Annotated in this window: 12 protein-coding genes; 4 read left to right on the forward strand and 8 right to left on the reverse strand. The window is 37.8% G+C overall.

Going from position 1 to position 14,132, the window contains the following annotated elements; genetic code table 11:
- Positions 1-105: 105 nt before the first annotated feature.
- The 3 genes from FFJ24_RS12565 to FFJ24_RS12575 form a co-directional block, all read right to left on the reverse strand.
- Positions 106-387, reverse strand: coding sequence for a SelT/SelW/SelH family protein (locus FFJ24_RS12565; protein ID WP_138821815.1), 282 nt, complete (start codon positions 385-387; stop codon positions 106-108).
- Positions 388-660: 273 nt separating this feature from the next.
- A complete protein-coding gene (locus FFJ24_RS12570) occupies positions 661-1,752 on the reverse strand; it encodes a PepSY domain-containing protein (RefSeq protein WP_138821816.1) in 1,092 nt (363 codons plus the stop codon).
- 3 nt (positions 1,753-1,755) lie between these two features.
- Positions 1,756-4,107 (reverse strand): TonB-dependent receptor, encoded by a 2,352-nt coding sequence (locus FFJ24_RS12575; protein ID WP_138821817.1) that lies wholly within the window; start codon positions 4,105-4,107, stop codon positions 1,756-1,758.
- A gap of 163 nt (positions 4,108-4,270) precedes the next feature.
- On the opposite strand from FFJ24_RS12575, the gene FFJ24_RS12580 reads away from it, so the two are divergent.
- The 4 genes from FFJ24_RS12580 (at position 4,271) to FFJ24_RS12595 (ending at position 7,933) form a co-directional block, all read left to right on the forward strand.
- Complete coding sequence (locus FFJ24_RS12580; RefSeq protein WP_138821818.1) at positions 4,271-5,059, forward strand: SDR family oxidoreductase; 789 nt, start codon at positions 4,271-4,273, stop codon at positions 5,057-5,059.
- A gap of 762 nt (positions 5,060-5,821) precedes the next feature.
- A complete protein-coding gene (locus tag FFJ24_RS12585; RefSeq protein ID WP_138821819.1) occupies positions 5,822-6,628 on the forward strand; it encodes a phytanoyl-CoA dioxygenase family protein in 807 nt (268 codons plus the stop codon).
- A gap of 157 nt (positions 6,629-6,785) precedes the next feature.
- Positions 6,786-7,466 carry a CDP-alcohol phosphatidyltransferase family protein gene (locus tag FFJ24_RS12590; protein ID WP_246862800.1) on the forward strand — a complete coding sequence of 227 codons (681 nt, stop codon included), beginning with the start codon at positions 6,786-6,788 and terminating at the stop codon, positions 7,464-7,466.
- The gene (locus tag FFJ24_RS12595) at positions 7,463-7,933 is read left to right on the forward strand and encodes a GtrA family protein (RefSeq protein WP_138821820.1); all 471 of its coding nucleotides are present in this window, start codon (positions 7,463-7,465) and stop codon (positions 7,931-7,933) included. The genes FFJ24_RS12590 and FFJ24_RS12595 overlap by 4 nt, the downstream gene beginning before the upstream one ends.
- Positions 7,934-8,289: 356 nt before the next feature.
- Here FFJ24_RS12595 and FFJ24_RS12600 read toward each other — a convergent pair whose 3' ends face one another.
- The 5 genes from FFJ24_RS12600 to FFJ24_RS12620 form a co-directional block, all read right to left on the reverse strand.
- Complete coding sequence (locus FFJ24_RS12600) at positions 8,290-9,381, reverse strand: phosphotransferase enzyme family protein (RefSeq protein WP_138821821.1); 1,092 nt, start codon at positions 9,379-9,381, stop codon at positions 8,290-8,292.
- Positions 9,382-9,496: 115 nt separating this feature from the next.
- Positions 9,497-10,849 carry a Gfo/Idh/MocA family protein gene (locus tag FFJ24_RS12605; RefSeq protein ID WP_138821822.1) on the reverse strand — a complete coding sequence of 451 codons (1,353 nt, stop codon included), beginning with the start codon at positions 10,847-10,849 and terminating at the stop codon, positions 9,497-9,499.
- 1,166 nt (positions 10,850-12,015) lie between these two features.
- Positions 12,016-12,750 carry a LytTR family DNA-binding domain-containing protein gene (locus tag FFJ24_RS12610; protein WP_138821823.1) on the reverse strand — a complete coding sequence of 245 codons (735 nt, stop codon included), beginning with the start codon at positions 12,748-12,750 and terminating at the stop codon, positions 12,016-12,018.
- Entirely contained in the window at positions 12,728-13,729 is a 1,002-nt protein-coding gene (locus FFJ24_RS12615) for a sensor histidine kinase (RefSeq protein ID WP_138821824.1), read from the reverse strand. The genes FFJ24_RS12610 and FFJ24_RS12615 overlap by 23 nt, the downstream gene beginning before the upstream one ends.
- Positions 13,730-13,778: 49 nt before the next feature.
- Positions 13,779-14,126, reverse strand: coding sequence for a DUF4288 domain-containing protein (locus tag FFJ24_RS12620; RefSeq protein WP_138821825.1), 348 nt, complete (start codon positions 14,124-14,126; stop codon positions 13,779-13,781).
- Between the last annotated feature and the right edge of the window lie 6 nt (positions 14,127-14,132).

Raw genomic sequence — 14,132 nt, forward strand, 5'->3', positions numbered from 1 at the left:
ACTCCATTAGCTGCTATGGTTTAGGATTAAATAGCTAAAAGCGCAAGATTTCTACTACACTAACGAAGTAAATTAACTTATTATAAGAGAAGCAGTTTAAAAAAATCACTTCACATCAGAATGTCCGAGATGTTTTGTAGGACTGACTTCATCACGAATAAGCTGTTTTAGTTGTTTAATTTCAGGAAAACTTTGTATCTGCTTTCTATCGAAAATTAGTTTCCCGCCAACATGAACCGTAAAAACGCCAGATGTTTCACTCGGAATTAAAGTTACGCCCTTCACCTCGTCTACAAAAGTTGTTAAAATTTCCTGTGCCATGTAAGCCGAACGTAACATCCAGCCACATTTAGGGCAATACGTGATATTAACAAGCGGTTTTTCCATAGTTTTTTTTTACAAGGGTACAAAAAATTTGGAGTGATGGAAAATGGAGGTATTAGATGATAACAGACAAAATTGGGCGTATAGTAATGCGAGTGAGTTGGTGATACATTAGACGATGGCAGAGAAAGCCTGATCAAGTTCTAAAGGCCAATCCTACTACAACACTTCCCTAAATTTTTGAACCTGTTGTAAACCTTGATTTGACCACGAAACAGGATTTTTGCCAATTGGGCTGAAACAGCTTAAACGTATGCGGAATCAATGTTATAAATTTTATGATTTCTTTTTATGCTTTTTCCTTTTCTTCCACCAGATGATAAAACCTGTAATAGGTAAACTTGCTGCTATCAAAGCTGCCAGAAGAGAAATAATTTTATTTGGAAGGCCCAAAAGCCTGCCCGTGTGCAGATCATAATTGGTGGCTTCTATTAAATCGGCACCGTTAAAATCTTTATACAGTTTGGCCCTGATCATTCTACCAGTGGCTTCCTCATAAAAAAAGGTATTTTGTTTGCGCGCCCAACGGTAAGGATAAATCATTCTTAACCGCAGTTCGCCTTTACCACGCAGCGAAAAACTAGTGGAAATCGCACCGGGATATTTAATTTTAGCCTCAGTGTAAATTTTATTGTAACGTACAGGTAGCGAATCGATATGCGTAGGATTCGCTGAAACGATAGCTTTGCCTTGCCCTAATTTACTCCCGGTAAAAAAGCTGGCTGCATTTTTCACCTCTTTAAATGCAAAGTATAAACCGCTCAAAGCGGTAATTAATAATATAACTGACGCATAAAAACCCAGTACATTATGCAAATCGTAATTCAGTCGTTTAAATGATGCTTTTCGTTTAATGGTTAACGATTGTTTTAATAAGCGCATTTGGCCAGGAAACCAGAGTATCAGTCCGGTTATCAGCATCAGTATAAAAATAACCACCGACCACTCTATGATAAACTTCCCGGTTTTACCCAGCAATAACGAGGTATGGAGATGCTCTACAACCTGGAGCCAATCTTCGCCACCTTTTTTAACCAAAGAGGCATTATAGGGGTTAAAATAGTAAACCTTACCCTTTTTACTGGTAAGTTCTACCGTTGCATTTGGCAAGGCATCTTCAATTCTGATCAGCCTTAATTCATCTTTCGGCGAAAGTTTTTCGAATCCTGAAATAACTTTATCTAAACCTATAAAAGGCTTCTCCTGAAGTCCCACATAGCGGAAATCCTTTTGTGTAAAATCCCTGATTTCTTCTTCAAAGATATACAGCGCACCAGTAATACTAATAATAAATACCACCAGGCCAGTTGCCAGGCCGAGCCAGAGATGAATATTCCTGATGGTATTTTTAAAATCCCTTTTCTTCATCGCTTAAAAAGCATAGCCTAGTGAGAGGTTAAATCTGCATCCATTCCCTCTCACATAATTTACATTGCTGCCATAAAACTGGGAAATAGCAGGGTAATAAACTTTATTCAATAAATTTTCTATTCCTAACGATAGTTTTAATGGTTGTGTAACCTGATATACTGCTGCAACGTTAAATAAGTTGAAGGCTTTCACCGGTCCTTCGCCGATTAAATATTTACCAGCAGCATTGGTTTTAAAACGGTCGCGATTTCCTACACGCATCCAGTTTACATCCAAACTTAAGTTTTTAATGCCTGAATACTTAAGATAAACTGTAGTTTTTGAAGGTGGGATACGCGTTGTGTTTAAGTATACATCTTTCTCTCCGTTAAAATTACCGTCATTATCTACATCCCCTTTACCTTCTACTTGTGCATAATTACCACCGATACTCAGCTCACGTAGTAATTGATAATCAGCTTGGATTTCAAATCCATATACACGCTCTGGAATACGTTGAGAAATATAGGTACCATTTACCTCTAAAAGATTGGCGCCCAGTTTAGAAGTGCTGTAGTAGTAAGCAGCACTGAAATTCAGTTTACCAAAGCTGCTGCTAAAACCCGCTTCATAATTGTTTACGATGATTGGTTTAGTTTCTAATTGAGACAAAGTATTACTTTTTGCTGCCCTTAATACCCTACCTAACTCAAATACCGAGAACGACTGCGCATAACTGATAAAAGGATTAAAAAACTTGAATTTTGAGTAACGTGCTCCGGCATTAAATACCAAAGCGTTGTAGTTTAATTTACCGCCCTGTACAGCTATACTTCCGGCACCATTCGCACCAGTAGCCAGGGTATTAAAATCATCTACATCAATGTTGATATTTTCGACTCTCAGGCCTCCTTTTATGGTTAAATCATTAATTAAAGTTGCAGAAGCCTGTAAGTAGGGTGCAAAGTTCACCATATTCATATTAGGCACCCATAAACGACCATCAGTTAAACTTTGAGCAGTTTTATCATTCATTAAATCCAAACCATAGTTCAATTGCATTGGTACCTGGTCTGTAACATTAAAAGGTGTATTCAGGTTAACCCTTGCTCCTTTTTTGGTAGAAGTAATAGCCGACTGACCGCTTCCGAAAAATGATGCTGAATTAGAATAAATGGTATAAAAGTCCTGATAATATACATTGGCCGTTAAATCAGTTTTACCAAAAATCTGCTGACTGGTATATTGTAAATTAGCATTATGGTTAAATCTTGTTCCCTCATCTTCCCCCTGTCTTGTGCCATAAATGCCTATAGCGGGCGATTGACCGTAAATGCCATCTTTGGTCAGGTATTTAGAATGTTGCCTGGAACTAAAATAATTGTACATTACCTGTAAACGCTGTTTTGGAGTAAAGTTATACCCCAGTTTTACAAATCCGTTGTAAGATCTGGTTTCGCCCAAACCATATTCCGGAGAGATAACCAGGCCTTCAGCATCGCGAAAAACACCAGTTTTTTCGAACATCCCGCTTACCAGGTAATCGAATTTACCTGTTTTACCATAAAGCTGTTGCGAAAAACGGTAGCCAATAGTACTGTCGCCTTTCAAATTTCCTGTAATTCCGGCTTGAGAATAGCCTCCGAATGATTTTCCGTTATCCGCCTTTTTAGTAATATAATTAATTAAACCACCTTCTGCACCATTACCATAAATAGCGGTGGCGCCTTTAATCACTTCAACACGCTCAATAACTGACGGATCTATACTGCGGATATCTCTTCCTCCTGCTCTTAGCGGAGTAGATTGTGGAATACCATCAATTAATACCAAAACACTTCTACCACGCAAAGTCTGACCAGAGTTACCAGTTTGATTGGTAGAAAAACCTAATCCCGGTACACTATATGAAAGTATGTTGGCCAAATTTGGACTAATGGTTGATTGTGTATTTAATTCCTTAGCGGTAAGCACCGTTACTGATGATGGTGTTTGTGATAATGACTCTGGCCTTCTGCTTGCCGAAACAATTATATCATTTAGTCCTTCAGTCTGTTCTTTTAAAACAAATGTTACCCAGGTTGTATCATTTGCAGTAACTGATACACCTTGCTCAAATGTATCGTAACCTGTAATAGAGACCTTAATCTGATGGTTTCCAATAGAAACAGTATTTAATTTAAATGCACCTGTTTTATTAGAAGTGGTCTTAATATTCTGTTTTTTAACCTGTATATTGGCAAAGGGTATTCCGTTTCCTAAAGAATCTACAACTTTTCCACTAATTGTTCCTTTACCTGTTTGTGCAAAAAGGGTAATTGTGGATAGCATAATAAGTGCTGTGGCTAAAAATTTCAGGTATAGGTGTTTCATGCAATTTATAAATTTCGGCAAAGCTAACATTATTTAGACTCGTTAAAAATAATAATTTGAAAAACATCGCTGATCGGTGTTTAATCATGCATCATTTTAAAAAAAATAAGGCAAAAGGTTTAATTTATTTGATATTTGCGTTAAATCATATTGAGTAAAAAAGATGTTGGAAACAAAGATTACGTACGCAATGATCACCGGAGCCAGCAAAGGTATTGGCAGATCAATAGCCATTGCGCTGGCCAGGAGAAAAATCAATCTATTGCTTATTTCCCGCTCAGCTGATGAATTAGGTATATTACAAACTGCCATTAAAAACGAATATGGAGTTGAAGTGCATATCCTGGCAATTGACCTTAGCCAGGCTCAAGCCCCTAAAGCTGTATATAGCTGGATAACCGAAAAAAATTACGCCATCCATATCCTGATTAATAACGCAGGCTACGGATTGTGGGGGAAATTTGCAGAACTGGACTTAAGTGCCCAGTTAGAAATGTGTCAATTAAATATGACTACAGTAACTGCATTGTGCCATTTATTGCTTCCAATCCTGTCAACACAAGAAAAAGCATATATTCTGAATGTATGCAGCACTGCAGCCTATCAGGCGGTACCAACTTTAGCCATTTATTCGGCAACTAAAGCCTTTATTTTATCTTTTACCAGGGCATTAAGATTCGAACTTAAAGATGGTCCGGTTTCAGTAAGCTGCCTGAGTCCTGGTCCTGTTGATACAGGTTTTGCACACCGCGCCGGACTGGATGCTTTTAACAAAATGGCAGAGAAATTTAATATGAAACCCGATGAAGTGGCCAAAATTGCCATAAAAGGATTGTTCTCCGGGAAATCTGAAATTATTCCAGGTTTTACCAATATCATCAGTGTATACGCCAACAGAATCCTGCCAAAGGGATTTATCGAAAAAATGGCCGCAGGGATTTATAAGACTTAGTTCAAGATGCTTCCACCTAACTAACCGTATACATCATTCCCTAAATTATCCTGTTTGATGTATGAATGTCGGATGGGAACATCCAACAACACTGATATGCTATCAAAATTGATTTGGAAATGAACAGTTCTGTGTGCCTGGCATTTTTAGTCCCGCATTCCATTGCAAGTCCGCGCTCGTTCCTCGTTTACGGGCTTTTCATTACATTCGGGTTTAGGAACAAAGGTTTGTACACATGCAACCCTAAAAATGAAATATTGTTTAGGCCATTTAGCCCCGGGTGCAGCGATACCCTGCAGCAAGGAGGCACGACGAAGCGCAGCGTGAAGCGAAACACGGGAACAAAGTACCCTATTACGACTACAATTGCGCTCCAAATAATAAAAGATCAATTTAATTAAAAATGAATCTGTAACGGACCTGCATGCCGGATAGAAACATCCGCCCCCCGAGATTGCAGTCAGATGTTTCCATCTGACTGATTAGCAGAATTACAATAAATATGGCTCCTGTAGCCATTATTTGCACATCTCTACCCTACCACAGCTCCTTCCAAAAAAATATTTCAAATAAAATTCTTTGGAATATTAAAAATATGTTACGTTTGTATTAAATACTACTAATTCTATAGACTATGTCGAATAAAACAAACACGTTTTATTTTCCTCCAGTACCGAACCACTCGCCAATGCGAATGTGCTGTTGCTGCGCATAACTCTATCTCCAATTTATCCTTTTCCTAAATCTTTTAAATTTTTACACATGGCCACATCGTATCCAACCTTTATCTTATCTGAACAATTAACACCGGAACAGCTTGATTTTTTTAACACCCATGGCTTTATCCATTTCAAGAATTTTATCAAATCCGAAACGGTTTCTTCCATTATCGATGCTTCTAAACAAGTAGAAAAAAAATGGATACAGGAAGATATCAAAAAAATAAATGGTGTACCAATTAAATACGGAAGAGATCTTGATGGCTCGGCAATTGTACAACGTTTTGCCTTTATAAACCAACAGCACCAAACTTTAAGTGGCCTGTTAATGGATCCACGGTTTAACGCCTTGCTTCAATTGGCTGGCGACGGCGCACGTTTAGGTACTGAAGAAAAAGATGGTATGGTGTTTAACCACTATATAAACGGACCAGAAAGTAAATTCAGCAAAATGGGCTGGCATACTGACGGTTTGAGGGATATTTTTTACGGAACAAAACTAAATCCGATGTTGAACGTGGGGATCCACCTGAGTACTTTAAAGCCTGAAAATGGCGGATTAAAAATTATCCCCGGTACGCACAAACAAAGTATATACCAAATGCTATTTCGCAAAAAATATTTCCTGGATAATAAACCTGATGCGGAAGAAGTAGCTATCTTGCCTGAAGCTGGTGATTTAACCATTCATGACGGAAGGCTTTGGCACAGGGTTGCAGAGTCTTCTGTTCGCGGAGAGGAAAGCAGAAGACGTGTTATCTATATTCCGATTATTGCGGGTAAGTATGCGCCAAAAAATGAAAATAGTCCAACCGTATTCTACCAGCGCTTCGCAGGCATCGTTAAATAGTTTATGTTATTTGTGCTAGTAATCAGTTACCTGGTCAGATCAGGGAAGCTAAAACGGTTAAGCGACTTTTCAAAAAGCCTTCCGAAGAAAATCAGTTTAAAATTTTATCGGCCAGAAACGGTTATGTTGTTTGGCTTTGTTTTAGCAGGTTATTAAATTGGAGGATATTATTAAAGAAAAAGAAGTTAATACAGCGGTATTTTCAGACCGGGAACGAACCAATATTCTACGTAAAGGAGAACAAAGGCTGATCTTATTTCTGCTTAAAAAAGTACCAGGCTGGATTACGCCAAATATCATGACCGGTATCGGTATGTTTGGATCATTAATCGTTTTTTCAGCTTTTGTTTTAGGCAGATTTGTTTCGGGAAATTATTTACTGGCAGGCATTTTAGGTCTTATTATCAACTGGCTTGGCGATTCGCTGGACGGCAGATTGGCTTATTACCGGAAAATAGCCCGAAAATGGTATGGATTTGCATTGGATATTGTGATGGATTGGCTCAGCATTATCCTCATCGGGTTTGGCTATTACTTTTACGCTGTCGGAACAACACAGATTTTTGCATTTTTATTCGTGGTGTTGTATGGCTGGTCCATGATTATTAGTCAACTCCGCTATAAAATAACAGGTTTTTATCAAATCGATTCAGGGCATTTAGGACCAACAGAGTTACGGGTAATTATTTCAATTATTCTTATTACTGAAACGTTCATTACAGGTAGCATCACCTATTTTGCCATCGCCACAACCCTGTTGTTATTGATAATCAATAGCATAGACACTTTAAAACTTTTAAAGGCAGGCGATGCTAAAGACCGGGAGGAAAAAGAATGATCAATTGGGCATCTGTTAAGCTTTTTCTGAAAGCTCAGGTATCGGCTTTTTCTGGCGGTGTTACCGATTATGGACTAATGGTACTGCTAACTGAGTGGTTTCACATTCACTTTACCATTTCTATTTTAATTTCCGGAACCCTGGGTGGGATTGTCAATTTTTGTATTAACCGTTTTTGGGCTTTTAAAAGCATTGATGGGTATCACAGCTCTACCAGCGGCCAACTCATTCGTTTTTTCACGGTAGTTCTGGGCAGTATTTCATTAAAATCAGCAGGCACCTATTTATTTCATCAAAGCTTAAATGTAGATTATAAAATCGGCAGACTTTTAATTGATAGTATCGTTTCTTACGGCTTTAATTATCCGCTAATGAAATATTGGGTATTTAAAATTAATAGTCTTCGTAATGATGAAGCTGATGAAGAAGATTATTTTGAAACAATTGGCGAAGAACAAAGGGTTTAAGGGCTTGCTTCTACCCTTACGGTATGGTGAAATATAATTTCTTCTACCAAAACACATTAACAAACGTTTGCGCTTTATTTGTTAATCAGAACATTCTGGATGGTCTCTGATTGTCATTGTTTCAGGCGAGGTACAGCGTGTAGTCGAAAACCGCGATCGCTTAGCAAAGCTAAATCTAATCATACAGATCTCCTTTCAAATTTATTATCCTGACAAAAATGCGTACACTATAGGCTTTAACACCGTGATCGCGTTAAATCCGATAGCTATTGGATCAAAAGGACGAAATTATAAAGATAAAAGAATGTCCAGTTCAAATAATGGGGTATAAAAACTGAACACATGCCTTTATCATCTTAGTTCAATATTGTTTTAGCTTCGTTCACTCTATTTTCATTAATTTTCTTAATAATCTCTTCAAATTCCGATTGTTTTGCCGTGTACTTATTAAGTAAATCGATCTGATTTAAGCCCCGCACCAGGTTGTGTTTAGGATAATTCGTTTTATAATAGATATCGCCATTTAAGAAATCGGTAATGAACCTTACCGCCTGCATGTAAATCATAAATTTACCCGAATAGATAAAGAACTGTTTTTCAGTAAAGGCCAAAACCTGATCCATTTCTTCCATATAACCTTTATGTATTGCGGCAAAAACGTCTTCTCTAATGGCTATTTTATTAAAATCTTTTTCTTCTTCATTGGCTTCAGAGAGATAGGTACGCATCATATCACCGACATCGCTAATAAAGTATCCCGCCATTACGGTATCCAAATCAATTACGCATAAACCCACTCCGGTTTCGGCCTGTAGCAATACATTACTAATTTTAGTATCATGGTGTACCACACGTAAATTAAGTGCACCGCTATTTATCATATCTACATACTGCTCTTCTATATCATAATGTCTGATAATTTCTTCAATAGCAGATTTTGCTTCACTAATCCTTTCGTCGCTAGCTTGTGCTAATGCTTTTTTAAACTGTTCTACACGTAAAGGCAGGTTATGAAAATCTTCAATTGTGGGCTTTAACTTTTGTACGTTAAAGGCACAAAGCATCCTTGTAAATTTACCAAACTGCCTGGCTGCATGGTAAGCCTGCTCAGGCTGATGTACAAAATCAATCGAGCAAGAATTTTCCACAAATGGAAAAATCCTGTAAAAATGATCGTCGATAACTACAAAATCAGAACTATTTAAAGTCTTAATTGGGGCCACAAATAGATATTTAGGAGCTGTTTGATCGAGATATTTTTTTATGGTCTCAATATTTTGAGCAATATTTTGAGGCTCGCGAAAAACCGCTGTATTTACCTCTTGCAAAATATAGGCTAATTCTTTACTGTAAACTTTCCAGGTACGGTTAATTAAACCCGAGCCGAAAGGTTCTATTTTAAATTTTTCTGCATTAAGTCCATAAGCACCTAAAACTGCTTGAAACATAAGATGGTAATATATATTTGAATAAAAATTGTTCCGGGCAACCCAATTGATCAACCTGAATAAAGTTACGTATTAAAATATGCGGGCAAGCCATAAGCAATACCCGCAACCGAGACTAAAAGCCACTATCATCTAAAGCGAAAGTATTTTTTCGATCCTTCCATTTTCCCCTGGTAAAATCAGGGAATTTCTGGGGCATATTACCTTTCTTCAACGATTTTGTCGATAGTGGGGTGATTACACTCATTGTTACCGAGTCATATACATCAATTGGCGTTTGTTTTTTCTGTTTTACTGCCTGGATAAATCCATTAAATACAAACCAGTCCATACCGCCATGACCTGCTCCCACAGCCTCTGCTTCATATTTTTTCCAAAGTGGGTGATCATATTTGGCAAACCACTCTTGAGCAGGATCCCAGACATCATCTTTCTTTGATTTATGATCAATGTATACTGATTTATTTACATCCATCCAAAGACCTTTTGTTCCCTGCACCCTAAAACCAATCGAATATGGACGCGGCAAGTGTGTATCGTGACTTAACAAAACGGTTTCGCCGTTTGCACAGTTAATCATGGTGGTCGTTACATCACCGTTTTTATAATTGATTTTGGCATTTGGATGTCCGGGAGACATTTCTTCTACATAAGCTGCCAATCCTTTAGCTTTAGAGCTGAACGATACCAGGCTGGTAAAACTATTTCCCCTGTTAATGTTAGCATATTGCATTAATGGGCCAACACCGTGCGTTGGATATAAATCACCGTCCTGATCGATGTTAAACTGCGTACGCCATTGCGCCTCGCTTAAGGCTTTTGGTCCGTACTCTACCCCACCGCCGTAATAATCTTTACCGTTGTTAAACAGTACGTTTCTTAAGTTATGCTGGTAGCCACCTTCAAGATGCACCAATTCCCCGAAAAGGCCTTGCCTAACCATGTTTAAGGCCGCCATTACGTCTCTACGGTAGCAAACGTTCTCTAAAGTCATATAAGGCATGCCTGTTTTTTCAGAAGTGTTTACAATATCCCAGTGATCCTGGACTGTTAAACCAGCAATTACTTCGCAACCCACATATTTACCTGCTTTCATGGCATCAACCGCCTGGTCGCGGTGAAACTGCCATGGCGTTGCTATAATTACGGCATCAATATCTTCACGGTCTAAAAGTTTTTTATAAGCATCTAAGCCTCCGGTATATTCTGTTGCAGCTGGTCTGCCTTTTTTGGCTATAAAATTACGACATATTTTAAGAGAACTTTCCTGGGTATCGCAAATTGCCACAATTTCTACATCATCTCTTAAGGCACCTTCAGAAATGTGGCTCATACCACGTGCACCTACCCCAATATAACCTAATCTTACTTTTCCATTGTCTGATGATGCAAATAAACTTCCGGTTGGCAGGATGGTTAAGCCCGCAGCCGTAAGTGCACCATTTTTGATAAATTCTCTACGTTCCATTTGTGTTTTTTAATATTATTGTTTAGTTTTTAATTGATCTGGTTAATACTGAACAAACGTTTTACTAGCTATTCTTTAGCATTTTATATTAAGACCTGCGCGCGCAGGTAACTGATTGGCTGTTTTTTTTACTATTCCACAATAAGTAAGCATAAACGATATTTAAATCATGTCTTTCGCCATTTGCAAACGTTGTTTCCTTCCAGCTTTCCGTATCAGGACAATATGCATTTCTCTACACCCTATCAGATATGGCATGCCACTAAGCTCAAAAGATTGGATATCTATTTCTTTTTGGCCCCGGCTATTTAGGCATAAGCCAGGTAATAGTCTTAATACAAGTATTTTTTGAAGCGAACGGATAAGCATTTGTGCTGTTTTTTGGTTTTATTGATTTGTATTTTTTAAAAGTAGAATAAGCAAATGAGCATTACAACATAAATATCAGCGCAAACGATTGACTAATTTTTAGATAAGCTGCTTTATCCGGACCGGGATTTAACAGCTCTTTTAATTATCCATTTCCGATGTCCTGATTAGCAGATATGGATTAAGGAATATTTTGTTTGGCAAGTAGGAACAAAAAGAGGCAGTCTAAAATTTGAGGCGAGGCTGCAAAATAAACAATCAGGGAAAAAGTTAACCAAAAGCAAAATAGACCAGAAAAAATGGGTCATAACCCAAACTTGTTGGCAATGAAAAAATGGGCTGTGTAATTATTCAAGCAACTACCCGACATTAGAAATGTGATCGGCTGATAATCTCATCAAGTTAAGCACTGCGGTCGTTAGTCTGTGCGTAGTCGAAGACTTTCCTGAGATTGATAATTCGCAAATAGATGCCCTTTGAATACGCTTCAAAAGGTCGTCATTATAAAGGAGGAACGACTAATCAATCTATCATGCTAATAATCCTTGCTATAGGTCGGAACAGGCTGTCGGCTGAAAAAGCCTTCTTATAAGACGATTCCTCGCCGAAACGTTATGCCTTATTACTAAAGATGGACGGATCAGAAAATTTTAGCAGAGCTTTGTCTGTTCATTATTATTATCCACTTCAAATAAATACCAACATGAATTAGTACAACTAAAGGAAAAATAGGGTGTATCAATAAATAACCTAGATTAAGCGAATTGAGGCCTGCCGGCAACAAAGGGCGTTATCTTTCACAAACCTAAGGCTGCCTTCAATTTCACGTAGCCTGTTTTACTTACAGGCAACCAGATATCAGACTTTAGCAAAACCACATAACTATCCTTCTCTTTTAGTTCTATTTTAGTTACCTGAGCCAGGTTAATGATGTAAGACCGGTGTATGCGAATAAACTGGCTCACATCAAGCGTTTGTTCGAAATAAGCCATGGTTTTGTTTTTGTAGAAAGCGCCATCAACGGTACTTAATTTCACATAATCATCATCAGCCTCCAAGTAGTTGATATCGGCAACAGGAATAATCTTAATTACGCCGTCTTTTTTAACCACTACCCTATTGTTTTGAGCCGGACTTAAAGCTGCAGCATCCAAAACAGCCTCTGTATTTTCGGTTTGATTTAATTTGCCCGGTAACTTTTTAAGAGCAGCATCGAAGCGCGACTTATCAATCGGCTTAAGCAAATAATCTACCGCATTAACTTCAAAAGCTTTAATGGCATATTCATCAAATGCTGTGGTAAAAATTACCGCAGGTTTATCTTCCACCAGTTCGAGCATTTCGAAACCACTGATTTTAGGCATCTGTATATCAAGAAAAATTAAATCAGGCTTATGAAGGGTAATGGCTTTTAAACCTTCAAACCCATCACCACATTCTGCTACAATCTCTATTTCTGCATGATCTGAAAGGTAATATTTTATAATATCTCTCGCTAAAGGCTCATCATCAATTAGTATTGTTCTGATCATTTTTTTGTGGAATTTTTAGGGTGGTAATATATAAATTATTTGCCTCAATATCGGTTTGTAATAAATGGGTATTTGCAAATAACAGATATAACCTGCGTTTAATGGCACTTAAACCAAATCCTGTGCCTCCGGCAGCTTTCATCTCCGGATCGAAAGGATTTTGTACGCGCAACTGTAAAATATTGTACTCTACAGTAACATCAATTTTGATTGTAATGCCTGCAGATGTGTTATACAGTCCGAATTTAATGGCGTTTTCTACGATAGGTTGCAATAATGTACCGGGCAGACAAAGGTTTAAGGTATCTTCGGCAACGTTAACTTCAATGTTTAACCTATGGCTAAACCTTACTTTTTCGATATCAAGATACAGCTGAATGTACTCCATTTCTTCTTCTACGGAAACCCATAATTCATCATCGCGTTTTAGGGTACCACGTAGAAAAGAAGCTAATTTTGTAATCATTACCCCCGCCTCTTTTGGGTTAACCATGGTAAGTGCAAATACCGAATTTAAACTATTGAAAAGAAAATGCGGCTGTAATTGGTGTCTTAACTTATTTAACTCAGCCTCTTTGGCTAAACTTTTAGCTGCCGATAGTCTTTCATGTGTTTCTGATTGTTCTTCTAACCTGTACCATAAAATATTAGCTAAGGCACACCAGGCTAAACACATAAAAGAAATTAAGCCTCTAAAGGCAAAAGAGAAATTGTAAAAATCTTTGTATTCTTTATAATCGGCAAAAATATAAAGCATGCTATATTTAGCGGCATAAACAATTACAAATGTGAGGGCCAGCGTAATAATCAGTACATAGAGAATCCGTTCATTTTTTGGCTGATAATAACCAAGCATATTGCTTAGCCCTATACAGGCCAATGCCAGCAAAAAGTTATTGATTAAGCTATCGGTTATCGCTATCCACCAGGAAAAATTAACTACATAATGCAATCCGGCACCACACAATACAGTCCACATTATTGCAATGGTTAACGATATTTTCTGTATTTGCGGAACGGATAAAGGTCTAGTTGTCAAAATCGTTTTGATTAGTTAATGATTGATTACGGTGCGCTAGCTTTTCCAGGTATTTTGTAACTGATTTAGGCTCAACAATCCTGGAACTTACTTCTACACCATCGGTAAGTTCTGCAACTTCCGATATTCCACCTACACCTAAAAACTTCCATATTACCTTATCTCCCTGGCAATTATTAAAAGAGGGATTAAAATGTACGGCATTCAAATTAGCTTTGCTTAAGGCCTGCCTTATACCTTCTGCCTGGATTAAACGCGTTTGTTCATTAAATTGGGGTGTATGCTTTCCTTCACCACAAATTACCTGATAGATACAATTTACTGCAAACCATTTCATAGGCAA

The sequence above is a fragment of the Pedobacter sp. KBS0701 genome (assembly GCF_005938645.2).
In the GTDB taxonomy this organism is placed as follows: Bacteria; Bacteroidota; Bacteroidia; order Sphingobacteriales; family Sphingobacteriaceae; genus Pedobacter.